At 66.5% G+C, this 22,654-nt stretch carries 27 protein-coding genes; 21 read left to right on the forward strand and 6 right to left on the reverse strand.

Going from position 1 to position 22,654, the window contains the following annotated elements:
* Nucleotides 1-80: 80 nt before the first annotated feature.
* From NWFMUON74_RS03730 to NWFMUON74_RS03755, 6 genes are all read left to right on the forward strand, one after another.
* Nucleotides 81-824, forward strand: coding sequence for a hypothetical protein (locus NWFMUON74_RS03730; RefSeq protein WP_187686596.1), 744 nt, complete (start codon nucleotides 81-83; stop codon nucleotides 822-824).
* Nucleotides 821-1,522 (forward strand): hypothetical protein, encoded by a 702-nt coding sequence (locus NWFMUON74_RS03735; RefSeq protein ID WP_187686597.1) that lies wholly within the window; start codon nucleotides 821-823, stop codon nucleotides 1,520-1,522. The genes NWFMUON74_RS03730 and NWFMUON74_RS03735 overlap by 4 nt, the downstream gene beginning before the upstream one ends.
* Before the next feature lie 13 nt (nucleotides 1,523-1,535).
* The gene (locus NWFMUON74_RS03740) at nucleotides 1,536-2,117 is read left to right on the forward strand and encodes a cytochrome c oxidase subunit 3 family protein (RefSeq protein ID WP_187686598.1); all 582 of its coding nucleotides are present in this window, start codon (nucleotides 1,536-1,538) and stop codon (nucleotides 2,115-2,117) included.
* A gap of 2 nt (nucleotides 2,118-2,119) precedes the next feature.
* On the forward strand, nucleotides 2,120-2,407 hold the full coding sequence (locus tag NWFMUON74_RS03745; RefSeq protein WP_187686599.1) for a cytochrome C oxidase subunit IV family protein: 288 nt from the start codon (nucleotides 2,120-2,122) through the stop codon (nucleotides 2,405-2,407).
* A gap of 34 nt (nucleotides 2,408-2,441) precedes the next feature.
* Nucleotides 2,442-3,362 (forward strand): undecaprenyl-diphosphate phosphatase, encoded by a 921-nt coding sequence (locus NWFMUON74_RS03750; protein WP_187686600.1) that lies wholly within the window; start codon nucleotides 2,442-2,444, stop codon nucleotides 3,360-3,362.
* 108 nt (nucleotides 3,363-3,470) lie between these two features.
* On the forward strand, nucleotides 3,471-3,785 hold the full coding sequence (locus tag NWFMUON74_RS03755; RefSeq protein WP_187686601.1) for a hypothetical protein: 315 nt from the start codon (nucleotides 3,471-3,473) through the stop codon (nucleotides 3,783-3,785).
* 6 nt (nucleotides 3,786-3,791) lie between these two features.
* Here the strand turns inward: NWFMUON74_RS03755 and NWFMUON74_RS03760 are convergent, their stop codons facing one another.
* Nucleotides 3,792-3,959, reverse strand: a complete 168-nt coding sequence (locus tag NWFMUON74_RS03760; protein WP_187686602.1) for a hypothetical protein — start codon at nucleotides 3,957-3,959, stop codon at nucleotides 3,792-3,794.
* Nucleotides 3,960-3,977: 18 nt separating this feature from the next.
* Here NWFMUON74_RS03760 and NWFMUON74_RS03765 point away from each other — a divergent pair, with 18 nt between their 5' ends.
* Both NWFMUON74_RS03765 and NWFMUON74_RS03770 read left to right on the forward strand, forming a co-directional pair.
* Complete coding sequence (locus NWFMUON74_RS03765; protein ID WP_187686603.1) at nucleotides 3,978-4,628, forward strand: hypothetical protein; 651 nt, start codon at nucleotides 3,978-3,980, stop codon at nucleotides 4,626-4,628.
* Nucleotides 4,629-4,693: 65 nt separating this feature from the next.
* A complete protein-coding gene (locus NWFMUON74_RS03770; protein WP_187686604.1) occupies nucleotides 4,694-5,413 on the forward strand; it encodes a DUF6882 domain-containing protein in 720 nt (239 codons plus the stop codon).
* An 18-nt stretch (nucleotides 5,414-5,431) separates the two neighbouring features.
* On the opposite strand, the gene NWFMUON74_RS03775 is transcribed toward NWFMUON74_RS03770, so the two are convergent.
* From NWFMUON74_RS03775 to NWFMUON74_RS03785, 3 genes are all read right to left on the reverse strand, one after another.
* On the reverse strand, nucleotides 5,432-6,115 hold the full coding sequence (locus tag NWFMUON74_RS03775) for an LppU/SCO3897 family protein (RefSeq protein WP_187686605.1): 684 nt from the start codon (nucleotides 6,113-6,115) through the stop codon (nucleotides 5,432-5,434).
* Between the two features lie 102 nt (nucleotides 6,116-6,217).
* A complete protein-coding gene (locus tag NWFMUON74_RS03780) occupies nucleotides 6,218-6,598 on the reverse strand; it encodes a PPOX class F420-dependent oxidoreductase (protein WP_187686606.1) in 381 nt (126 codons plus the stop codon).
* Nucleotides 6,595-7,188, reverse strand: coding sequence for a dihydrofolate reductase family protein (locus NWFMUON74_RS03785; RefSeq protein ID WP_187686607.1), 594 nt, complete (start codon nucleotides 7,186-7,188; stop codon nucleotides 6,595-6,597). Before NWFMUON74_RS03785 ends, NWFMUON74_RS03780 begins: the two co-directional genes overlap by 4 nt.
* Before the next feature lie 91 nt (nucleotides 7,189-7,279).
* Here NWFMUON74_RS03785 and NWFMUON74_RS03790 point away from each other — a divergent pair, with 91 nt between their 5' ends.
* The 6 genes from NWFMUON74_RS03790 (at nucleotide 7,280) to NWFMUON74_RS03815 (ending at nucleotide 12,601) form a co-directional block, all read left to right on the forward strand.
* Nucleotides 7,280-7,732 carry a winged helix-turn-helix transcriptional regulator gene (locus NWFMUON74_RS03790; protein WP_187686608.1) on the forward strand — a complete coding sequence of 151 codons (453 nt, stop codon included), beginning with the start codon at nucleotides 7,280-7,282 and terminating at the stop codon, nucleotides 7,730-7,732.
* Between the two features lie 144 nt (nucleotides 7,733-7,876).
* Nucleotides 7,877-8,308: a VOC family protein gene (locus tag NWFMUON74_RS03795; protein ID WP_187686609.1), complete on the forward strand. Its 432-nt coding sequence runs from the start codon at nucleotides 7,877-7,879 to the stop codon at nucleotides 8,306-8,308.
* A 141-nt stretch (nucleotides 8,309-8,449) separates the two neighbouring features.
* The gene (locus NWFMUON74_RS03800; protein WP_187686610.1) at nucleotides 8,450-8,860 is read left to right on the forward strand and encodes a DUF4254 domain-containing protein; all 411 of its coding nucleotides are present in this window, start codon (nucleotides 8,450-8,452) and stop codon (nucleotides 8,858-8,860) included.
* Between the two features lie 453 nt (nucleotides 8,861-9,313).
* Entirely contained in the window at nucleotides 9,314-10,258 is a 945-nt protein-coding gene (locus NWFMUON74_RS03805) for a ParA family protein (protein ID WP_187686611.1), read from the forward strand.
* The gene (locus NWFMUON74_RS03810) at nucleotides 10,255-10,974 is read left to right on the forward strand and encodes a hypothetical protein (protein ID WP_187686612.1); all 720 of its coding nucleotides are present in this window, start codon (nucleotides 10,255-10,257) and stop codon (nucleotides 10,972-10,974) included. Before NWFMUON74_RS03805 ends, NWFMUON74_RS03810 begins: the two co-directional genes overlap by 4 nt.
* A 22-nt stretch (nucleotides 10,975-10,996) precedes the next feature.
* Nucleotides 10,997-12,601: a restriction system modified-DNA reader domain-containing protein gene (locus NWFMUON74_RS03815; RefSeq protein WP_197986966.1), complete on the forward strand. Its 1,605-nt coding sequence runs from the start codon at nucleotides 10,997-10,999 to the stop codon at nucleotides 12,599-12,601.
* A gap of 322 nt (nucleotides 12,602-12,923) precedes the next feature.
* Here the strand turns inward: NWFMUON74_RS03815 and NWFMUON74_RS03825 are convergent, their stop codons facing one another.
* Nucleotides 12,924-13,877 carry a hypothetical protein gene (locus NWFMUON74_RS03825; protein ID WP_187686614.1) on the reverse strand — a complete coding sequence of 318 codons (954 nt, stop codon included), beginning with the start codon at nucleotides 13,875-13,877 and terminating at the stop codon, nucleotides 12,924-12,926.
* A gap of 338 nt (nucleotides 13,878-14,215) precedes the next feature.
* Here NWFMUON74_RS03825 and NWFMUON74_RS03830 point away from each other — a divergent pair, with 338 nt between their 5' ends.
* Together NWFMUON74_RS03830 and NWFMUON74_RS03835 are read left to right on the forward strand one after the other, a co-directional pair.
* Nucleotides 14,216-14,845, forward strand: coding sequence for a TetR/AcrR family transcriptional regulator (locus NWFMUON74_RS03830; RefSeq protein ID WP_187686615.1), 630 nt, complete (start codon nucleotides 14,216-14,218; stop codon nucleotides 14,843-14,845).
* Between the two features lie 163 nt (nucleotides 14,846-15,008).
* Entirely contained in the window at nucleotides 15,009-15,983 is a 975-nt protein-coding gene (locus tag NWFMUON74_RS03835) for a hypothetical protein (RefSeq protein ID WP_187686616.1), read from the forward strand.
* Between the two features lie 100 nt (nucleotides 15,984-16,083).
* Here the strand turns inward: NWFMUON74_RS03835 and NWFMUON74_RS03840 are convergent, their stop codons facing one another.
* The gene (locus tag NWFMUON74_RS03840; protein ID WP_187686617.1) at nucleotides 16,084-16,623 is read right to left on the reverse strand and encodes a maleylpyruvate isomerase family mycothiol-dependent enzyme; all 540 of its coding nucleotides are present in this window, start codon (nucleotides 16,621-16,623) and stop codon (nucleotides 16,084-16,086) included.
* A 116-nt stretch (nucleotides 16,624-16,739) separates the two neighbouring features.
* Between NWFMUON74_RS03840 and NWFMUON74_RS03845 the strand changes: the two genes are divergently transcribed.
* The 5 genes from NWFMUON74_RS03845 (at nucleotide 16,740) to NWFMUON74_RS03865 (ending at nucleotide 22,624) form a co-directional block, all read left to right on the forward strand.
* On the forward strand, nucleotides 16,740-17,180 hold the full coding sequence (locus NWFMUON74_RS03845; RefSeq protein ID WP_187686618.1) for a MarR family winged helix-turn-helix transcriptional regulator: 441 nt from the start codon (nucleotides 16,740-16,742) through the stop codon (nucleotides 17,178-17,180).
* Nucleotides 17,181-17,283: 103 nt separating this feature from the next.
* Nucleotides 17,284-18,528, forward strand: a complete 1,245-nt coding sequence (locus NWFMUON74_RS03850) for an MFS transporter (protein ID WP_187686619.1) — start codon at nucleotides 17,284-17,286, stop codon at nucleotides 18,526-18,528.
* A gap of 189 nt (nucleotides 18,529-18,717) precedes the next feature.
* Nucleotides 18,718-19,929: an esterase/lipase family protein gene (locus NWFMUON74_RS03855; protein WP_187686620.1), complete on the forward strand. Its 1,212-nt coding sequence runs from the start codon at nucleotides 18,718-18,720 to the stop codon at nucleotides 19,927-19,929.
* A 327-nt stretch (nucleotides 19,930-20,256) separates the two neighbouring features.
* Entirely contained in the window at nucleotides 20,257-20,622 is a 366-nt protein-coding gene (locus tag NWFMUON74_RS03860; RefSeq protein ID WP_232110824.1) for a hypothetical protein, read from the forward strand.
* A gap of 781 nt (nucleotides 20,623-21,403) precedes the next feature.
* Nucleotides 21,404-22,624, forward strand: coding sequence for an MFS transporter (locus NWFMUON74_RS03865; RefSeq protein WP_187686621.1), 1,221 nt, complete (start codon nucleotides 21,404-21,406; stop codon nucleotides 22,622-22,624).
* Nucleotides 22,625-22,654 lie beyond the last annotated feature (30 nt).

Here is a 22,654-nt window from a genome sequence, read left to right on the forward strand (position 1 = left end):
GATTGGGTAGCCGGGCGCGGCCGTCGAGGCGTCGCGTTCCCGCAGCGTTCAACTGACTACGGTCAGGTTGGAGGGATCAGGTGCAGATCCTCGAACAGGCACAGGACCTGCCGAAGGCCGGAAATATCAAGGCGCAGTGGGTGAGTCTGTGGACGGCTCCGGCGGCGGCCGTCGTGCTGCTGCTGGCCTTCGTCGCCTTCCCCGGATTCCGCCCCCCGATGTCGCCCGAACTGTCGGCCGCGGAGGTGGCGGCGTTCTACCGGGACAACACGGCGTGGATCCGGTTCAGCATGGTCACCTTCAACCTGTGCGGGATCATGATCGTGCCGTTCTTCGCGGTGATCGTGGTGCAGATGAAGCGGATGCGGTCGCAGAGCCACGTCTTCGCCTACTGCTACCTCACGGCGACCATCAGCGGCGCGACCATCTTCGCGCTGTCGAACATCTTCTTCCTCGTGGCGGCCTTCCGCCCGGCCCGCGATCCCGAATTGGTGCTGCTGCTCAACGATCTGGCCTGGATCGTGTTCATCGCACCGGTCGGCATGGTGGTCAGCCAATTCCTCCTGCTCGCCGTCGCGGTGTATTTCGACGACGAACCCGAGCCGGTGTTCCCGCGCTGGGTGGGGCACTACGCGCTGGCGACGGGTGCGGCGATGATTCCGGCGGCCGGCGCGGCGGTATTCCGGACGGGGCCGCTGGCATGGGATGGGCTGCTGGCGTTCTGGTTGCGCAACGGCGCGTTCGCCGTGTTCCTCGTCGTCATGTTCTTCGTGTTGCGCCGCTGCCTGCGCCGCCAGGCCGCCGCCGAGGGCGTGGCCGGATGAAGGGCAAGCCCGATGTCCTGTTGATCTACTGGATCTTCCCCGGCTTCTACGCGGTTTTCGGCGTGATCATCTGCCTGCTGGCCCGGGTGACGCCCCCGCCGCGGCCCGATGTGACGACGGCGCAGCAGGTCGATTTCCTCGCCTCGCACAGCCTCACCATCCGGATCGGGTTCGGGCTGCTGCTGATCCTCCTCGGCGGCGCGGCGGTGACCAACGGTCTCGTCGGCTACCACATGAAGCGGATGTCGGTCGGTTCGGTATTCGCCTACGGCTACCTCGGCGGCATGGCGGTCGGCGCGCTACCGGGGTTCCTGCTCGTCGCCGCGTGCTTTCTCACCGCCACCTTCCGCGCCGATCGCGACCCGGAAGTCGTCGGCCTGCTCTACGACCTCGGGATGCTGTCCTACAACGGCTCACTGGGCTGCTTCTCCACCGCCTACCTGGTCCTGGCCGTCGCCGTCCTCTACGACAAACACGCGATCTTCCCGAAATGGTTTGCCTACGTGAGCGTTTGGCAGATCGCCACCGAGGTGATCGCGACGCAGATGTTCCTGTTCGACGCGGGCCCGTTCGCGTGGAACGGTTCGATCGCCTTCTGGCTGGCGGTCGTGGTGTTCAGCGTGTGGCTGGGCGCGCTGATCGTGCTGCTGAAGCAGGCGACGGCGCGCGAGCCCGCCGACGCGCCCGCCCTCGACTGAACGTAGGAGTGCCATGACGAAATCGGACTCGCTACCCGCGGCGCCCGTGCGAGGTCACCTGCCGGGCGACGGTCACATGTGGGTGATGGTACTCGGCGACATGGTCATCTTCGGCGGCTACTTCGTCATCTTCATGATCTACCGGACCATGGCGCCGGGCGAGTTCCTCGCGGCGCAGCAGCACCTCGATGTCGACATCGGTGTCGTGAATACCATTGTGCTGCTGACGAGTTCGTGGTTCGTCGCGCTCAGCGTGCTGGCTGCGCGGGCGGGTCGGCCGGAGCGGGCGATCCGGCTGGTGTATGCGTGCGGCTGCTGTGGTGCGCTGTTCGTACTGCTCAAAGCGTACGAGTGGGCACACGAGATCGCGGAGGGCAGAACGAATTCCGAGCTGTTCTATTCGTTCTACTACGTGCTCACCGGGGTGCATCTGCTGCACGTCGCGATCGGGTTGATCGTGCTCGGCGTCGTCGTCCGCGAACTCCGCGATCCGGCCCGGCGGCGGGTGCCGATGGTCGAATCCGGCGCGATCTACTGGCACATGGTCGACCTGCTGTGGGTCGTCATCTTCGCCCTGCTCTACGTGATGAGGTGACCATGGTAGACACGCGAACATCCACTGCCGCACGGGCGATCACGGCCGTGTGGATCGTGCTGGTGGTCGGCACCGCCGGAACCTGGTGGCTGGCGCCGGGGCACACCTCCGCGGCGGCGACGGGCAGCGTAACGGTCACCGTCGCGGTCCTCGCCCTCGCGGTGATCAAGTCGCGCTTGATCATTCGATACTTCATGGAGGTGCGGAGCGCGCCTGCCTGGCTGCGGCGGACCACCGACGTGTGGCTGGCCGTCCTGTTCGCGGCCGTGCTCGTCTGCTACCTGGTCTGATCTTCGGCAGTGGGCCTGTGTCAGACTCCCTGCGGTGCTCACCTATTTCGAAGCCGCGGTCATCGGTGTCGTGCAGGGGGTCACCGAACTGTTCCCGATCTCCAGTCTCGGCCATTCCGTGTTGATCGCCGATTGGTTCGGCGGCGACTGGGAGAAGCTGACCGGGCACTGCGAATCGCACGGCGGCGCGGCGTATCTGGCGTTCGTCGTGGTGCTGCACGTGGCGACCGCGCTGGCGCTGCTGTGCTACTACTGGCGCGACTGGCTCGCCATCGTCTCCGGGTTCGTGACGACGCTGCGGACCGGGCGCGCGCAGACGGTGCCGCAGCGGCTGGCCTGGCTGATCGTGATCGCCACAGTCCCCGTGGCGATACTCGGTACGCTGCTCGACCATTCGCTGCACGCGCTGTTCGGCGCGCCGATCTACGCCGGAATCTTCCTGACGCTCAACGGCGTCGCACTCGTCGTGGGCGAAGGACTGCGTCGCCGCAACGAACCGACGCTGGCCGAATACGGTCGCCGGTTCGCCCGGCGGCAGACGCGCACCGCGAACCTGCCCCGGCAGTGTGACCGGCCGCTGGCCGCGCTCGATGTCCGCGACGCCGTCGCCATCGGCCTCACCCAGACCGGTGCGCTGCTGACCGGCTTCAGCCGGGCCGGCCTGACCATGGTCGGCGGATTGTGGCGCGGTCTCGAACGCGAGCACGCCGCCAAATTCGCCTTTCTGCTGGCTACTCCGGCGATTCTCGGGGCGGGCCTGCTCGAGCTGCCGGAGCTGACCGGGCCCGAGATCGCCGCCATCCGGGGGCCGGTGCTGGTCGGTGCGCTGGTGTCGGGGGTGTCGTCGGCGCTCGCGGTGCGGTTTCTCGAAAGGTACTTCCGGACGCGGACTTTGCTGCCGTTCGCGGCGTATTGCATGGTCGCGGGGGTACTTTCGGTCATCCGCTTCCACTGACCGTGCTGACCAGCGCTTTACCGTCGCGCACGTTTGAACTCGCGCTGTGCGGCAATGTGCCGGAACAGGCACGGGCACGACGTCCGGCCGGAAAAGGGAAGTTTCAGCATGACCGTGGAAGGCCCGGCGGAGATTCCGCCTCTCGACGACGCCACCGACATCGCCCGCTCCGCCGAGGTGCAGCCGGGGGAGACGCTCGCGGACACCAGGAATTGGGCGGGGTTCGTGGTTCTGCTGTTCGGGGTGCTGGCTGCCATCGTCGCGATCACCGCGCTGCTGGCGGGCGCCTCCCAATTGGCGCTGGTCAGCGCAGTTTTCGCGGCGGCGGGCTCGGTGATCGGGGTGGGTTTGATCGTAATGGTGCGGCGGGGAGGCGGCCGTGGTGCGGGCCGGGATGCCCGACAGCAGCGAGCCCGGCACTGACCGAGGCTATTCGGCCGTGTCCGTCGGCGCGACGTCACCGACTCGCTCGTGCAGGCGTGCGCGGACCTGTTCCGGTGTGTAGGAACGCCGCTTGCGTTCCGCGCGGACGATCACGACTCCGGTCGCGGCGACACCGGCCGCGCCCGCCAAACCGAGTACCTTCCACCAGCGCATGTGCCTAGGCTACTGCGTATGGCGGGTACGAGCATCGACCTCGATCGCGCGCTCGAACTCACGCGGACCGGCGACCTCTGGTTGTTCCGCGGCAGTTCGGCGGCGGATCGGGCCATCCGGATGACCACCAACAGCCCGGTCAATCACGTCGGAATGGCCGTCGCCATCGACGATTTGCCGGTATTGATCTGGCATGCCGAACTGGGGCGCGCGTTGCCCGACATGTGGTCCGGCACCCGCCACCGCGGCGCCCAGCTGCACGACCTCCGCGACGCGGTACTCGTCTGGACCCAGCGCTACGGCCAGCGCGCCTGGTTCCGCCAGCTCGACCGCCCCGTCACCCGCGAGATGGAAGACAACGCCCTGCGCACCATCGCCCGTCTCGACGGCCTCCCGTTTCCGTCGACCACCGGCCTCGCCGCCCGCTGGTTCGGCGGACGCGTCGGCCGTTTCCGCCCGAAGAGATCGGTGCGCCGACCCGACCCGCCACAGGATCTGCGCAGTGCCTACTGCGCCGAGATCGTCGCCATGACCTACCAATCCATGGGATTGCTGCCCGAGCGCCGCCCGAATTGGTATGACCCCGGCCGTTTCTGGAGCGGTGACACGCTCGAGCTCTCCGAGGGATACCACCTGGGGGGAGAGATCAGGGTGGAAGTCGCGGAGTGACCGAGGACAGTGGCTTCCCACCCGTGTGAATGCCACTCGTCCGGCCGATGATTAGAGTCCGGCCGATGGGAGGAATTGTCGGGCGGGAATCGTCTGTCGCGGGTTTGATGGATGACGCGGCGTTGCTGTCGTTCGAGCACCAGGAGTACCTGAGGGAGGTGCTCGGGGTGCCGGCGTGGCACGTCGCCTACGAGCCACCGCGGTTCGAATTCAGCGGCGAGCGGGAGCTGGTGTGTACCCGGTTCCACGTGCTGGGCAGCGCCGCGCCGGGGCCGCAATCGTGGTTGTGGAGTTGGGCGAATCCCGACTGGTATCCCGACGAGGTGACCGAGCTGGCCCGAACCGTGCGCGATTACGGTGTGCGCCACGGTATTCCGCTGCTGTCGGAGCCGGAGGTGCCGTTCTCGGAGTTCCCGGAAGCGCCCACCGATCCACTGCGGGTCACCTGGCTCGTCGGCGAACTGGCCAAGGCGATTTCGGACAGCTGGACGTGGTACAGCGCCCCGGTCGGCGGCGGCACTCGCCTCGCTGTCCTGGTGGAGCACCCCGACCTTGCCGTGCCCCTGCCCGACATGCTGCGCGTCTCGCGGGTGATACAGGCAGCCGACCGGCTCGGGCTGCCCGACCATCGGCGCGCCATCCACAGCTACGCGGTGCGCCGGGGGCTGCGCGCTGACTTCGACGCCGACCGATCCAGGCTGTATATCGAAGGGCCGGAGCTCCAGGTCGCCGTGGCATTCGACGAGCGTGGTCTGTACACCGCCCTGTCAGCCGGAAAGCCATGACGATGTGCCGCAAGGGGTTCAGGAGAATCTGCGCACACAGAGGACGAAATACTTCGTGTCGTCCGAGTCGGTGAACGCGTCGTCGGCGTCCGGGTACTCGCGGCACCGGGAGGTGTCGTGAGTATTGTCCAGTCGCACAACGATTTTCGCTTGCGCGGCTGGATCCGAGCAGCCTGTCTCCACCAGTTGCGATGCTTTCGCCATCCGGAGGGCGCTGTGATCGCGGGTGTCGAGACAGTCGCCGGTCGCCAATTCGTCGGTGCCGCCGCCGCTTACGAGCACGCCCGCCACGATGCTCAGTGCGGCCGCCACCGGAAGCAGCAGGCCGAGGGCGGCGGGACGGCGCAGCAGCGGCTTGCCCGGATCCATCGGCTGCCGCGGACTGCCCGGTATCGGCGGCGCCAGCGCGGCCACCGTGGACCGCCCGGGCAGGTTGATCAGCATGGTGATCGGGTTGATGACCAACGACAGGAAGCCCCACCAGCCCAGCCAGGCGCTCTCCACCGTCATGCGGCGGTAGGTCGCCAGGCCGCAGTCGCGGCAGAAGGGACCGGGCTGCCGCAGGAACTGCATGACGATCAGCATGCCGCGGTGACCCCGGAAGTCCACGGGCGCAGCGGGAGTCGCGCCGCAGTAGGCGCAGTACACGCCGTTGGCGGACGCGAAATCCGGAACGGAATGCGATTGATCAGGTGCCGACACGGCTTACTTCCCCCCGGGTGTTGCGGTAGCGCGGTGCGCCGTGGGCGCGGACGGAACAGTAGCGGCCGATTGTCCAGCGGGCAAGCCCGAACGGACCGCGCCTCAGCCGATGCTCTGCCGATCCGGATCGATGAGGGCGGCGACGCGCTCCTGATCGCGGCCGTACGGCCCGCCGATGTACTTCCGCGCGATCCGGTCGACGATCTCCCAGCCCGCGTCACCGTCGATCCACGCGACGACCCGGCCGCGAACGAGGATCGGCTGGAACGGGTTGTCCGGCGCGGTCATGGAGAGCGCCACCCGCGGGTCGCGGTGCAGGTTGCGAGCCTTGCGGGAGGTCGGACCGGTGATGATCACGACGTGGTCGCCGTGCGTGCCGACCCACACCGGGACCGCGTGCGGACCGCCGTCGGGCAGGACGGTCGCGAGATGGGCCTGCGGCGTTCCGTCGAGAACCTGCCGCACTGCGGGATCGATGGTCATCGCCGCACCTCGTAACGGAGATGGGTCACGCCGGGCGCCGGAACCGCTTCGACGAGGCGCAGGCGAATGTGCTCGGGAAGGGTATGGAAGAAGGGGCGGCCACCGCCGAGCAGGATCGGAACCTGGTGCAGCACAACCTCGTCGACCAGTCCCGCGCGCAGCGCCGCGGTCGCGACCGCGCCGCCCATGAGCCCGACGTGCCCGTCGCCCGCGGCCTCGCGCGCCGCCGCGACCGCGTCCTCGATGCCGGTCGTGACGACGGTCTGCCGGGCGGACGCCGCCACCGGCCGCTCGTGGGCGAGCACGAACAGCGGAGCGGTCGGATGCGGGCTCCCGCCGCTGAAACCGTCGGAGTCCACATAGGTCCGGCGGCCCGCGACGATCGCGCCGATGCGCCCGGCGAGATCGTCGAAGACGCGAGCGCTGGCCGTGCTCAGCCGGAAACCGTCGAACACCCGGCTGGGTGTGTCCCCGTCGAAGTACCAGTCGAAGAGCATCCCGCCGTCGCCGAGGCCCCGCCCCGGACCGGGGTCGCGCCCGGTGATGTACCCGTCCACCGAGACCGCGTGCGCACTGATGACCTTGCCCATCTCCGTGTTCCCTTCTCGAGTTCCTTCAGGAGACGCAGCGACCATAACACTCTAAGTTCCCTAAGGGAACTCCAATCGCTAGACTGGTGCCATGCAGCGCACGAACTTCGGCGATATGGCCTGCTCGATCGCCCGCACTCTCGATGTCATCGGCGAACCCTGGTCCCCCCTCATCCTGCGAGACGTGTGGGTCGGCTACACCCGCTTCGACCAGATCCAGGCCGACCTCGGCATCTCCCGCAAAGTCCTCACCGAACGGCTGAACCACCTGGTCGACTCCGGCATCCTCGAGCGCCGCCCATACGACAGTCGCCCGCGCTACGAGTACGCCCTGACGCCCCAGGGCGCCGAACTCGTCGATCTGCTCATGGTCATGGTGCGCTGGGGCGACAAGTGGCTGGCGGGTAAGGCGGGACCACCGGTCCTGTACCGCCATCACGCGTGTGGCGAATTCAGCAGCGTCGACCTGCGCTGCGCGCACTGCGGTGAGCCGATGCACGCGGGCGACGTGGAGCTGCTGCCGGGACCGGGGGCGCGGGAGTAGGGCGCCGCGTCCTGCCATCACCACGCGCCCGCCCTCGGCCACATGTCGTGAACGGTGCGAATAATGTCGGTTACGACACTGCTGAACGGGATGGCTCGACCATAGGCTTCGTCTTTCGAAGCCACTTCACCTCCGGGAGCCTCCATGCCAGTCCTCGCGACCAGCGGTATCCACCACGTTCGCCTGACCGTGATCGATATCGAACGGTCCCGCGCCTTCTATCGAGATGTGCTGGGCTTCGAGGTCGCCGCGGAGTCGGCGGGCAGCCCGGACGACCCGCAGGTCCGCACCGATCCGTACCAGCTGTACGGCGGATGCGTGTTCCAGGCCCACGGCCTGCTGCTGGGTCTACGTCCGGTCGCCCCGCCCACCGACCGATTCGATTCCGAGCGAGTCGGCCTCGACCACCTGTCCTTCTCCGTCGCATCGAAGGACGAATTGTTCGCCGCCGCAACCCGTCTCGCCGCAGCGGGCATCGAACACGGCGAGGTCACCGACATGTCCCAGTTCGGCATAGCGATACTCTCCTTCGACGACCCCGACGGCATCCACCTCGAACTCACCGCCCCGCTGTGACGCGACGTGCGGGCGGTGGGGTCACCGGAGGGTAAGTCGATGCATGACCGGCACATCGACGCGCCGTACTGCGCGCTGCCGAACCCGAGCGAACTGTTGTGTGCGCTCCGGGGGCAGTTCTTGCGAAATGCGGTGTGCCGCATGGCTCACGACCTCACCGAGGTGCACCACTGCCTGCTCGTGGACGAGTCGCGCGCGGACCGCATGCGGCCGCGCCGCCGTCGGATCGTCGCCGAGATCGACAGCTGGGCAGACCTCAACCTGGCTCGCTCGGCGGTGGGCGCCCGAGCGCACATCGAAACCCTCGGGCAAACCATCGATCACATCGCCGCCGCAGCCGCCACGGCATTCCACGTCCTCAACACCGACGACCCGGCCGGCATCCTGATGCACCGCCACTGGACCAGGCTCGCCGAACTGGAAGTCGCCTACGGCGATCTGGTCCGCGACATCCGAGACGGCCGCCGCTACCTCCCCACCGCGCGGACCGCCCGCCCGCCTGTCTCGATAGCGGCGGGTCACGAATGTGGGTGGAACCGGACTCCGGCATAGCGCGTCGAACCGATACAGCGGAATACCACTGATTCCGCCATATCGGGGCTCGCCGCAGTCGCCGAGGACGAGATCTCTCGAAGCCGTCGGAGGACGGCGACCGGAAAATACCGCCCGGTGCTTACTTCTACGGCTATTGATAGAACCGGTCGGTATATCCCCGAAAGAACCCCTCATCGGTGCTGCCCCGGTTTCGTTCGGCGGCCCTGGAATCGGTTGCCGGGCGCGAAAGATGTTAGGAAACAGTCGGTTTCGACTTGCTCGCTCGTCCGTTGATGGCACCATCGATGGCAGCCGAGACCGCCGTCTCGTAGGGGAGGGAGTGTGCGTGTGGACGGCGAGGGGTGAACCGGCCGAGCGGGCCATAGTTTCGTCTCTTCGCGGGGATCGGCACAGCCAATGTGATGAGTATTCGCCGAAGCGGTCGGCGTCGGAGACCCATGGAGAGCGCGTATGCGGGTCGTTGCGATCATGAATTACAAAGGCGGCGTGGGGAAGACGACGCTCACCGCCAATCTCGGCGCGGTGGCAGCGGGGCGCGGTCTCCGTGTGCTGCTTCTCGACCTGGATCCGCAAACCAATCTGACCTTCTCGTTCTATTCGATCGATGAGTGGCACGAGCGGTTGAAGGATGGCCGGACAATTCGGCAGTGGTACGGAGGCGATATGCCCGGCCGGAATGTGACGCTGGCGGACCTCGTCGTCACACCGGAGCGGGTCAACAGCCTTCTCGGCGGAAACGGTGGGCAGCTGGATCTGATTTCCTCGCATCTCGGTCTCATCGACATCGACCTCGAGCTGGCGGCGCAATTGGGTGGGACCACGACCCTCGACGCATCCAAGCGAAGGTTCCTGGACCTGCACGGTTGCCTGCGCCGTGCCCTGGCAGACAGTCACTTCGCCGATTATGACCTGGTGCTGATCGACTGTGCGCCGAACTTCGGCCTCGTCACCAAAACCGCAATCGTGGCCAGCGAGCACATACTGGTACCGGCCAAGGCGGATTATCTGTCCACCCTGGGGCTGGACTACCTGGTAGGCAATTGCGCGGGACTGGTCGAGCAGTTCAACGAGTTCGTCGACCACAAGGGCGGCACCGGCGACCATGAGCCGATCGATCCAGGCTTTCTCGGCGTCGTTTTCACCATGGTCCAGATCTATTCGCAACAAGTGACGCTTGCCCAGCAACGCTGGATCGATGAGGTGACCGAGGCATCGCGGGTGCCCGTGCTGGCAAGCAGGATTCGCAACAGCTCCCGTCGCTTCGGCGACGCCGGCGAAACCGGTGTGCCCGCGATGCTGCGCAACGCCGTCAAGGACGAAGTCGTCAAAGAGTTCGATCAGTTGGCCGATGAGGTCCTCGGCGCGCTCGAACTGTCGTCGGGGGATCGCCGGTGAACGACCTGAACAGCCTTGCCGCCCTGCAGGCCCGCGTCTACCAGTTTCTGGAAAGTCAGGATGAAGCCACTCTGAGGGCAATCATCAGTGGCACGGCGAAACTCGGCGTGGTGATCGTCGGTGACGCATCGCCCGCGGCAGCGGCGTCACACCAGAGACCGCCCATCGCCTCTCGCGCACAGCCGGTTGTTTCCGATGTCCAGCCGCAACGCGACCCCGCGCTGGTGGCCCAGGAGCTTTTGGGTTTGCCGTTGGAGCGTCGGCGGTCCTATCTGAGTGCCACCACGCTCACCGTCTCGGAACTGAGGGAAGTGGCGAAGCGGCTGGGCTTGCGCCGCTACAGCAAGCTCGCGAAGGCGACGCTGGTCGAGGCGATGGCAAGCCATGGAAATCTCACGACGGGTGTGATTGCGGACCAGCCGCGCCCACCGGCGTCCTCGCCCGGCCGATCGAAAGCCTCAGCGCCGTCGATCGAACCCGCACAGCCGAATACTTCTGCGGCACAAATTGCTTCGCGCCTACGCGAGATCGATACCGAGGACGAGGGGGCGGCGTATATCCGCGCACAGCGGTTGGACCGGGCGACTCTGGTCGCTGTCGCCACCGAACTGCATCTCACCCGGGTAGATCGCCTGAGCCGCACCGAGCTCGAGAAACGGGTGCTCAAACAGGCCATCGGTGCTCGGCGCAGGTTCGCTGGGCTGCGGAAGTGGTGAGTAATCCATGACGAGTGGGGTAGTGACCGAACGAGACGACGAGACGATCGGCCGCTCGATGTATTTGATCGGAGGTCGTCGCGTTACGGTGCCGGACCTGCTGGATGCGGGCCTGCTGCAAGCCGGGGCGACGCTCCGGTTCCGTCGCAGCCGAATTGGCGTGACCTATGACGCGACGATCACCGAGGCGGGACGAATCCGGTTGGAACCCGATGGTGAGGAATTTCGCTCGCCGTCGCGGGCTGCCATGGTGGCGGCGGGGATGCGGGCTGTCGACGGGTGGCATGCCTGGTTCGTGGTCGAGCAGGACCGGATGTTGGACGCTGTTCGCCAGGAATTGCTGGACAAGGTGATTTCACAGGTGGCGGACGAAGCGCACCAGCGCAATGACGATACCGAGCGCCAGCGCATTCACGAGCGTCTGCGGCAGGCACGCAAGCGTGCGGACGAACACACACCGGAACGCATTTCGGTCCGCGATCTACTGTCACTGTGGGGAGCGTCGGATCGAGGCGATCACGTCAGCCGGATCGAGGCGGACCTCGCGAACCACGGATTGGTGACCTTTCCGAGTTTTCGCGCCGTTACCCTGGACACCACGGTGGCGTTGACCACGCCGCCGAATGCGGCGGAGGAGTCCGCAGCGACAGGTCTTTCCGGCGCCGAGGACGTTCCGGTCGGTGAAGACGATGAAGGCGACAGCGACCTCGATGTCCGGCTTACGGTCGGCAACCTGTCACCACTGCAGGGTGTGGAACACGTCGGGCCGAACAGCACGCTGCAAGAGGCGATCACCAAGTTGGAGCTCAACGACTTCTCGCAACTCGCCGTCCTCAGTGGTCCTCGCAATCTGCGCGGGGCCGTCACCTGGCGTTCGATCGCGCAGGCGATGCATCGCAAATCCGATGCGCATCTGGCCGATGCGATCGACGCACAGGCGGAGGTGGTCGACTACGATCGCGACCTGTTCGAGGTCCTCACCACACTGCAACAGCGTGACTTCGTATTCGTCCGTGACGAGAACAGGGCCATCAGGGGGATAGTCACGACAGCGGATGTGGCGCAGCGTTACGGCCAGATGTCCATGCCGTTCTTCCACCTGGGAGAGTTGGATCAGACGCTACGGTGGATTTTGAACCGGGCCTTGGATTTCGGGACCGCGCAACGACTGTGCAATGATCCGCCTTCATCTCTCGGCTGGAAGAGATCCGAATCATCCGCAACAAGGTCATGCACTTCCATCCGGACCCGATCCCCGAAGGCGCGGTCGACAAGTTGCGGCAGTTCAACAAGCTGTTGCACCGGTATCGCGAAAGAGTGTGAACGGGTCTGCTCCTGGCATCAACTTCTGGTCCCACGGCCTGGGGGCTGGGAACGGACCAGGGGGATGGGCCAGGTCAGGTTGATCAGGCGGGCGGTGGGGAGTTGCTTTTCTCGTTCGAGGATGGGGCCGGTGGATTCGGTGCCGAGGGTGGCGGTGGCGGTGCAGTCGCCGGGGCCCAGGGCGGTGAGTGCGCCGTGGCGGAGGGTGGCGGCAAGTGGCTGGATTCGCAAGGTGAGGACGAGTTCGACGGTGATCGAGCCGGTGGTTTGTCCGTCGACGAGGATTTCCAGGTTCGGGTGGTAGGTGTGGGTGAGTTCGTGGGTGAGTAGTTCGACGGTCTCCTCGGGGCCGTGCTGGGTGCGCGCCGCAGCGGTGTGGAGGCGGTCGTAGGCGCGCCAGCCGGCGATCGCGGCGTTGCCGACGTCGATGTCGAGCAGGCTGTCGATGGCGTCGGCGAATTTGGGGAGGGTGATGTCGCGTACGAGGCCGTCGAGGCTCGGCGCGGCGGTGTGCAGGGCGTGGTCGAAGCCGATCTCGCGCAGCCGGGCGGTGAGTTCGGCTCGGCCTGTTTCCTGGGATCCGTTGTCGTAGAGGATGGTTCGTGCGGTGATGGTGTCGGGGAGCATCAGCGTCGTACCTCTCGCACTGTCGTGACAGGGTCGGATCGGTGCAGGCGGATCCGCACTTCCGGTAGTCGCGGGGTTCGGATGCCCAGGCGGGGGTTCGGGTCCGGGTGGGCGCGGATCTGTACGTCGGGTGCGCGACCGGGGTGCCGCTGCCTCGACGCCGGGTCGGCGGCGTGGGCGGATTCGGTCTTGCGGCGGCGGAACGGTGCGGGGGTGGGGTTGCTGCTCGGTGCGGATGTTCGCGTTGCGGGTCTGCCGCGGCCGAACAGTATGACCGTGCCGACGACGGCGGCGAGGATCAGAGCGCCGGTCACCGCGAGCGGGCCGGAAAACGTTGCCTCCGAAGCATTTTCGGAAGCCTGCGCGTTCGCGGTCGGCGGAATGGCATCCACTTCGTCGATGTCGATGTCGATGTCGGTGCCGGTCCCCGTACCCGTACCGGTGCGGTCCGTGGTCGGTTTGCGGGCCGCGAGTACGGTGATGGACCTTGTCGAGGAGATGGAACTGTCCGCGGTGCAGGTGGCGGTCACGGTCGTCTTGCCCGGAGTGGCGTTCGCGGGCACCGTCACGGTCGTCTCGAACTGGTAGCTGGGGAAGGTCACCGTGGTGGTGGCGGTGGTCCAACCCGGAGCGACGGTTACCTTGCTGCACAGCCAGTTCTTGCCGCGGAGAGGGATCGTCGTGCCCTGCACCGCCGTCGACGGGACGTCGAAGATCAGCTGATATCCATCACCGGTGCCCCCGTCGGTGGTCGGTGACACCTTGCCCGTGGTGATACCGGTCGGCGGCGCCGACGTGCCGCTCGAATTCGGCGGCGGCGCAGTGGAAGACGGGACCGCGGACGTGGGAAACGTAGCGGCGGTGAGGATAACGGCCAGCGCGGCGGAGCCTGTCCAGAACTGCCGGATCAGGGTGCGGCGACCGGTGCGGATCGCCGCGGAAGGGATCGTCATGGCTGTGCACTCCGGGAAGCGCCCACCGCCAGCCGTCCCCGGCACGGCTGAGGTCGCGAAACAGAGGGGGAGCAACGGGATTCGTTGTCCGTCTACGGTAAGCGGCGCGAAGACAAGCGGCAACCGATTTGTCGAACGGACCAGCTCTCGATAAGGCCGGTTCTCGATAAGGCCGGTTCTGAATACGAAGTAGCTCGAGAACACCGCCAGCGCGATCGGCAGCCGAACCATTCCGGGCTCATTCGCTCGGCTCGACTCGAGTGTGGAAATTGCCCATCCGCCTGTTTCCTGCGGTTACACTCACCGGTGGTCGTTTCCGCGGGTGAGAAGGGGTTTCGATGCCGTCGAAGGTCGAGGGTGCGCGCCGGCGTCCCTCGCAGGAGCGGGCCAAGGCCACCCGTGACCGGATCCTGGATACGGCAGCGCGGTTGTTCGGTCAGCGGGGGATCGCCGCGACGTCGACGAATCGGATCGCGGCCGAGGCGGGCGTCAGTATCGGCACCGTGTACCGGTATTTCTCCGACCGGGCGGTAATGGTCGACGAACTGCTCGAACGGATGCTGGGAGACATCGAGGCGCGTTTCGTGCAGCGAGTGCTCGACCGACCGGACGAACCCTTCGCCGAGACGATGCGCGCGGTATTGGAGGTTGTCGCCGAGGATCTCGTCGCGCGGGCCGGGCTGGTGCGGGCGCTGGTCGCGGGCCTGCAGTACTACAGCAGCGGCTTGCCCGAATTCGAGCCACGGCTACGCGGCGTGGTCAAGACACTGCTGATCCGAACCCTCGGTCCGGGCGACGACCACACCTACGAGGTGATGAGCCTGGTCGTACTCAACACATCTTTCGCCGCCGTGGTCCGCGTGGCGGTCTCGGACATGGACCCGCACCAGCGCGCGGAAGCACTCGACATGACCGCGCGAGTACTCGCCGCGCTGCTGGTCAGCGAATCCACCGCCATTGCGGGATGACGGGATCGGTCATACGCAATGGGAAGGAATGCCGAGTAGGACGCGGTGCACAGCGTTACGTGCCATATCGGCGTTCCCTGGAAATCAAAAGTCGGATAACCGTTTCGTGCTACCGGATCGCGGTCGGTGGGTCGTGAACGATCGAACGGGTTACGGTGGGGGCATGTACGTTACGCCGCCGCAGGGGGCCGGGGCGCGGCCGAGTGGTGATCGCTCGGGGTTGATGCTGATCGGGCCCGGGTTCGCCGCGATCATCGGGTCGGCCATGTTCACCGCCGTGTATCGGATCGACGGGAGGTCGATGATCCAGACCGAACTCGGTCTGTCCGGCCCGGCGGTGCTGGTGACCTGTGTTCTCTCCTATCTGGTCGCGGCCGGGCTCGCCGTGGGGGTCGGGCTCGCGCTCGGTGCGCGTTTCCCGACGGCGGTGACCATGCCCGCGATCGGCCTCATGCTCCTCGGCGCGGTGGTGACCGCGCTCGCGGCGGGTGGCCTCTTGCTACTGGTGGGGCGCGTGCTCGGCGGGCTCGGCGCGGGTGCGGCAGCCGGAGTGTTCGTGGCGCTGGCGCGCCGGCTCGACGGTCGGCGCGGTATCGCGGCTGCCGTGGCGGGGCTCGGTGTCCTGGCGGCGGTGATCGCACCCGTTGTCGGCCAGCTTATTTCGGACGCGACGAGTTTCCACGTGGCGTACCTGGCGGCGGTGCCGTTCCTGCTCCTCGCGCTGCTCGCCGAAGCCGTAACCGCGATCGTCTCGGCCACCCGCCACCCCCACCCGCTTCCCTACGGCACGCCGTACCCATCACAACCCCCCGCGCAATACCCGAACCAAGCTCCCCACAACATCTCGCACTCACCGCAGGGCCCACCGCTCCAGCACCCGAACCCGGCATTCCACGGAACTCCGCAGTCCTCACCCCAACACTCGAATCCGGTTCCTTACGGCACGCCGCAGGGCCCACCGCCTCAGCACCCGACCTCGGCTGCCCCTGGCATGCCGCCGTCGCCGGAAGGCCCGCTACCCCAGCACCCGAACCCGGCTCCCCACGGCGCGCCGCCGTCCCCGCAGGGATCGCCAGCCCAGCACCCGAACCCAGCTCCCTACGGCACGGCGGACCCGTCGCAGGCACCTCCTCACTGAGCCTGGATCCACCGATGCGGGCGGGCGAAGTTCGCAATGGTCGAGTCCGTGTTCGACAGCGGTTCGGCACCCGTGCCGCACCGGCGAGTGCGTCGCGGCGTTACGCGCTCGGTTCCAGTCGTCCCGATAGCCCGAGCACGCCCGCCCAAGCGGTGTCGATCCCCTCGGGCGGTATCGGAAAATTCCGCAGAACCCGCGCGGCGATCGCCGCGTCCGGCCGATAAGGGAGGCCGAGGGCGTGCGTCAGGTCCCAGGTGTGCAGGAGCGTGGTGCTGATATGCGTTTCGTACAGGGTCGCGGCATCGGTCTCGACTCCGTTGAACTGGCAACGCCGGTCGGCGGAAGGTACGGAAGCGAAAGCGTCCCGTGCCTTCTGGGCGGTACGGCGGTACAGCCCCTCGAGGCCGCCGCCGTGCAGATTCAACGATGCTTCGAGAGTCGCTCTGCTCATCGAGGGCCGAGGCTGGTCCGCGGTCACCAGGGCCGCCGTTACGGCGGTGTTCTGAGCTATGAGGTGCACATACAGGTCGCCGACATCTCGGCCCGGTACGGGCGTTGCGCTCCTGAGGTCGCCCTGGGTCGCCTCGGAGAGGTAGCCCGCGAGTTCTTCGGTAACGGTGTGGAGGGTGGAGACATCCACGGGGTGTCCTCTCGTATCGCTGGCTTAACGTGACATGTGCAGGAATGAACCCAATCGTCTACCTCAGTAGACGAACCAATCGTCTACGACGGTAGACGATCATCCGGAGGTTGTCCATGACTGGTGCGAGCGACGCGCGGCTCGATGAGCCGGATCTGGCCGCACTCATAGCTCGGGTGCTGCCGCGTTTGGTCGCTCTGGAGGAGCCGATCCTGGCCGACGCGGGATTGTCGATGTGGGAATATGCCATCGTGGCCGAGGTGGCGTCGAGCGCCGCGATGTCGCAGCGGGAGCTGTCCCGGCGGACCCGCCGTGATCCCACTCGCTTGGGTCGGCACCTGGACGACCTGGTCTCCCGGGGGATCATCCGGCGGGAACGATCGCATGACCAACGACAGCGCACGGTCTGCTTGACCCCCAGCGGGCGAGCACTGTTCACCGAAGTCCACACGAAAATCCGAGCGATGGAGGACGACCTCCTCCGCACAGCCTTGTCGGTGAGCGACGCTACGACCCTCCGGCACTTGCTCACTCGCCTCGCCACCGCGTGCGAGTGAGACTTATTCCGTTGCGCGCACCCGAGCGAATCGTCACCATGGTTCGCCTGCACCCGGCTCGCCCCGTCGGGCGCCTACCAGCGACCCGACGAGGACCCCGACCATGCCGACCGCCGCGGCGAGCGAGAACACCGACGAAACCGGCCCGGGTCCGCTTCGGCTACTGCGATCCAACCGCTTCCTCCGCGCGCTGTTCACCGCGCGAATCGTTTCCTACGCCGGTGATTCGCTGAGCCTGGTCGCGCTCATGCTGCACGTCGCCGCCACCACCGGCCAGGGACTCGCCGTCGCGCTGCTGTTGTTGGTCGGCGATTTCGTGCCGTCGCTGCTGAGCCCCGTCGCGGGCGCCATCAGCGATCGGTTCGATCGGCGCCGCGTGATGATCACCTGCGAGACCGTCCAGGGCGTGCTCGTCCTGCTCATCGCCCTGTCGCTGCCACCGCTGCCGCTGCTGCTCCTGCTGGTGGCGGCCCGGTCCATCGCGGCGAACATCTTCGCGCCCGCCTCGCGTTCCTCGGTTCCCGCGCTGGTCGCCGACAAGGACTTGGCGACGGCGAACTCGGCGATCGGGTTCGGCGCCAATGCCGCCGAGGCCTTCGGCCCGCTGCTCGCCGGCGCGATGTTGCCGTTCCTCGGCATTCGTGGCGTGCTGCTGGTCGATGCCGCGACGTTCCTGATTTCCGCGGCCGTGCTGTGCGCGATACCGGCGCTCCCGCCGACGCGGGCCGATGACGGCTCGGAAACCCTTGTCGCACAAGCCCGAGCGGGGCTCGGCTACATCGTGCGTACGCCGTCCGTCCGCATCATCTGCCTCGGCTTCTGCGCGGTCGTCGCGTGCAACGGAGTCGATGATGTCGCCCTGGTCATGCTCGCGAAACAGACTCTGCGATCCGGGGATTCGGCGGCGGGCCTGCTGCTCGGCGCCGTCGGTATCGGCCTGCTGATCGGTTACGCGTTGCTCGGGCGCGTGGGGACACGGCTGTCGTTGACCGCGCTGCTGGTCGGTGGCTTCTTCGTCGGCAGTGCCGGAAACCTGCTGACCGGTCTGGCGTGGTCGGTGGCCGCCGCCTTCTCGGTGCAGGCCGTGCGTGGAATCGGCATCGCGGCAATGGATGTCGCTTCGAGCACGCTGCTGCAACGTATCGTGCCGGCCGGGCTGCTCGGGCGGGTCTTCGGAAACCTCTACGGCGCCATCGGCGTCGCCGCCGCGGCCTCCTACATGGTGGGCGGCCTGCTGCTCGACGCCACCTCCGCGCCGACCACGCTGATCGCCGCGGGCGCGAGCGGCATCGTGGTCACGGCGTCGGTCGCGCTGGTTCTGCCCCGAGCGCACGGCAAGTGCGGGTGAATTGTTCGTCATTCCCTGGTGCTGTGGCTGTTCCTATCGGCGATGTAATGCCGATGGTGATTTCCACGGACTGTTTCTTTTTGCCGCCGTGCCCGTGGCCGACCGGATTTAGCGTCATCCGGGGTCGCCGGAGTGCGCGAATACGGCACTGCGGGAACCGAACCGCACCTGTGTGCAGAAAGGTATCTGATGAAGCGAACGATCATCCGCGGGACATTGCGCACCGCCCTGGTGGCGAGCGCGGCGCTCCTCGCGTTCGGCCTTCCGGGCGTGGGGGTGAACGCCGATCCCGGCTCGGCGTCCAGCGAGCAGCAGTTGGCCGATGTGATCGGGCGGGGTTTGAAGGATCCGGCCGCGCATCCGATCGCTGATACGGGCAGCGCGGGCAGTTCGGGGTCGGCGTGCACGTCCGGTAGTGGGGCGGGGTCGGGTAATGGTTCGGGTGACTGTTATGGGGGTTCGGGGTCGAGTTCGGGCTCGTCGGGTGGGCATTCGTCGGACACGGTGGGGTTCGGTCCGGCGTCGACGGCGTTTCTGGCGGCGTTCGGTTACGGGTTGCTGAATCCGAATGTGGCGCCGCCGGGGAGTAATGATTGGAATTGCAAGCCGACTGCGGAGCATCCCGAGCCGGTGGTGTTGATCCATGGGACGTGGGAGAACGCGTACAACAACTTCGCGTTCGTGTCGCAGCCGATTCATGATGCGGGTCATTGTGTGTTCACGTTCAATTATGGTCAGTCGAATCTGGTGGAGGGGGGTGGTCTGGGGTCGGTGTTGCCGGGTGCGAACGGGACGGGGTTGATTCAGGATTCGGCGAAGCAGATCGCGGTGTTCGTGGATCGGGTGTTGACGGCGACGGGTGCGCAGAAGGTGAACATCGTCGGTCATTCGCAGGGTGGGGCGGTGTCGCGGCAGTATCTGAAGTTCGAGGGTGGTGCGTCGAAGGTGCATCATCTGCTGACTTTCGGTGCGACGAATCATGGTACGACGTTGCTGGGTATCGGGGCGTTGGGCCGGGCGATCAACAATTTCGGTATCGATGTGCTGGGTCTGGTGGAGATCTTCGTGGGTCATTCGGGGATTCAGCAGACGGTGGGCTCGGATTTCATCAACACGCTGAATGCGGGTGGTGACACGGTGCCGGGTGTGGATTACACGGTGGTCGGTACGCGTTATGACGAGATCACGACGCCGTATGATTCGACGTTCTTGACGGCGGGGCCGGGTGCGACGGTTCGTAATATCACCCTGCAGGACGGGTGTGAGCAGGATCTGTCCGATCATCTGACGTTGATGTATTCCCCGCGGGCGTTGTCGATCATTCTCAACACCCTCGATCCGTCACAGCCGCTGCAGTGCACCTTCAACCCCTGGGTCATCGGGGGCGGCGGGAAGCTGTAGCACCCGGACGTATGCCTCCGCCGGCGGACCCGACCATGCCTTCCAGCCGTCGGCGGGCATACCCACCCCGTCGAGCTGTCGATGACGTCGCTCCGGCGGCCTCTGCCCGGCCGCGTGCGGCAACATCGATCGCATGACGGGGAATCCGCCGAGTGGTCTTTCGCAGACCACTCGGCGGATTCGTACGATCCGGACCACGGCAACAAGCCATTTCGACTTCCGTGCCGCTCGCCTGGAGGAGGTGGCCTTCGGCGGCGCTGTGTTCGCCGGCGTTAACGACTTCGTGTCCACGCTCGATTGCTGGATGTCTACTACGGAGGGATTCTCATGAGCAGAACAGTCGCCGCCACTCGGATCACGGTCGCCGCGGCGTCGGTCCTGGGATGTGTCGCGGTATTCGGGGCCGGTACCGCGAATGCCGCGCCCGAGGACTGCACTGTCACCCGGGACCTCGTCGGTGCGACGGCGGCCTGTCACGACGTCGACGCCCCCGCGGGCCGGGAATACAGTCTGGTCGTCGAGTGCTTCGGCCTGGCCCCCGTGCCGTTCGCGTTCCCGTTGGTCACCGTAGGCCCCTACCGAGGCAGCTGGAGCGGTTCGTTCAGCCCGTCCGGCGGCGGCTCGGCATCCTGCCTGGGCCCCATGAGCATCGGCACCGTCACCAATGCCTACGTCCGGATCTATCGCGACTGATTCCAGTGCCGCAAGACCGTTCGTAACGAAAGGGACTGGCCCGCCGCTCCGAGCGAACCCGCAGCCGCCGACATCGATCTCTCGACCGGATCGTCCGAGGTGGTCGGCTCGGATAAGCGACCGTGACCGGCAAAGGGTCGAAATACCGAACAGGCCGTGCGGCGCGTGCGTGGCCGTCGTGACAGGGCCGACTGGTGTTGAGCGCTGCGGCAGTTCGGTCGCACCACCTCGGGCGGCACGCCTGGCATGATCTGCCGCGCCCAGGACATGCATGCCCGGAACCACTGTGGCGCCCCCTGGACGTCGTCTCGCGCAACAGCACGAGGTCCACCGGGTGACCGCGGTGTGGTGTGCGGCCACGGCGGGTTCACGTATCACGGTCGATCGTCCGCCTCGGCGAATACCCAAGGCTGCCAAGGTCTTTGCCGCGCTGACGGTTAGGCCCGCGCTCGTTGTCATCGCTGGGACATCGCGTCGATCACCTCATGCCTGCCGAAGATGTCGGCCACTCTCGGGTTCTCCCAGGAGAACCTCACCTTGGTGTTCAACGCCTGTGTCATAGCCGTCGGCGGGTTGCCGGTGGAGCGACTTTGCGACCGTCGCCGAATGTACCTATGTGGAGGTTGGCTAAGCTATATTGACTGACCATCAGTCAGTAAGCGATTGTTCTGGGTGAGTGAAGGTGATCGGTGAGAGTGGCAGGGGTGTCGTCGGGCCTCAGACCTAGGCGTTCGCTATCGAACTACCGTCAAACACTCAATGTCGGGCGTGGCCTGGAATCGTGAGGGAGAGTGGTGGGCGGTTCGGTGCTCGGCGTAATCGTGGTCTGGTAGGGGTCGGCCTTCTCTACCTGGCGACCAATATCGGGTATTCGTTCTTCTTTTTGGCCTTCGGCACGATTCTGCTGGAGGGAGGGGTGCCGCTGGGGACGGTCGCGCTGGTGAATCTCGTGGGAGTCCTGTATGCCGCCCGATTCCTGCTGGCCCCGATAGTCGACCGCCACGGGTCGGCTCGTCTCGGCCAGTATCGGGGATGGTTGATCTGTACCCAGCTCGGACTGCTCGTCGCCTTGGCCGGTCTGGCCCCGCTCGATCCGGTGCAGGACCTCCCCGCGGTGCTGGTGGTGATGGCCGTCGTGCTGGTGCTTTCGGCGTTCCATGACACTGCGCTCAACGGGTTGGCCGTTCGGTTGATCGCTCCGGCGGATCACGGCCTCGCCAATGGAATACAGATCGCCGGGGCGAGCCTGTCGGTACTGATCGGTTCCAGTGGCGCGCTGCTGCTCTATTCGCGGTCGGGGTGGACCGTAACCGTGTGTGCGCTCGGAGCTGTCTTTCTCGTGCCGCTGGGGTTGCTCACGCGTCTTCGCGAACCGTCGGCCGAGCAGCGGGAACGGCCGTCGGTGCTGTGGACCGCCCTCGCGGACTCGGTGCGGCAGCCGCGGCGAGTGATGTGGATTCTGGTGGTAATTCCGCTGTTCGGGCTCGCGGAATGGCTCGGCACGGCACCACAGTCGGCGATGATGCTGGATGTCGGCTGGTCGATGGGCCGGATCGCGACGGTGCAATCGGTGGCGATATCGGTGCAAGTGGTGGCGGCCTTCAGCGCCGGGGTGATGATCAGCCGGTGGGGGCGGTCGGCGTGCGCACTCGTTTTCGGTACGGTCGGCGGGCTGAGCGTGCTGGCACTGCTGCCGCTGGCGGCAGGTGAAACCGTGTCGGTGCTCACGTCTTTCGCCGTGGTGGGAGTGGCCATCGCCTATGGCGCGAAAGTCACATGGTTCGCCACTATTTCGATGCAGATGGCACGCCGCGAGACAGCGGCTACCGATTATTCGGTCCCGATGTCGCTCGAGGGCGCGGCCGTTACAGTGATCAACTCGGCCGGGCTCGCTATAGCAGCGGCTGTGGGTTTCGTTTGGTTGCTCGCGGCCGCAGTGTTCGTCGCTGTGGTGGGAACCGGACTCGCGGCGGTGTGGGTACGCGGGCGGGTGGGCCGCTGACGAGCGGCCCACCTTGTCGTGCGTATCGGG

The sequence above is a fragment of the Nocardia wallacei genome (genome assembly GCF_014466955.1).
In the GTDB taxonomy this organism is placed as follows: domain Bacteria; phylum Actinomycetota; class Actinomycetes; order Mycobacteriales; family Mycobacteriaceae; genus Nocardia; species Nocardia wallacei.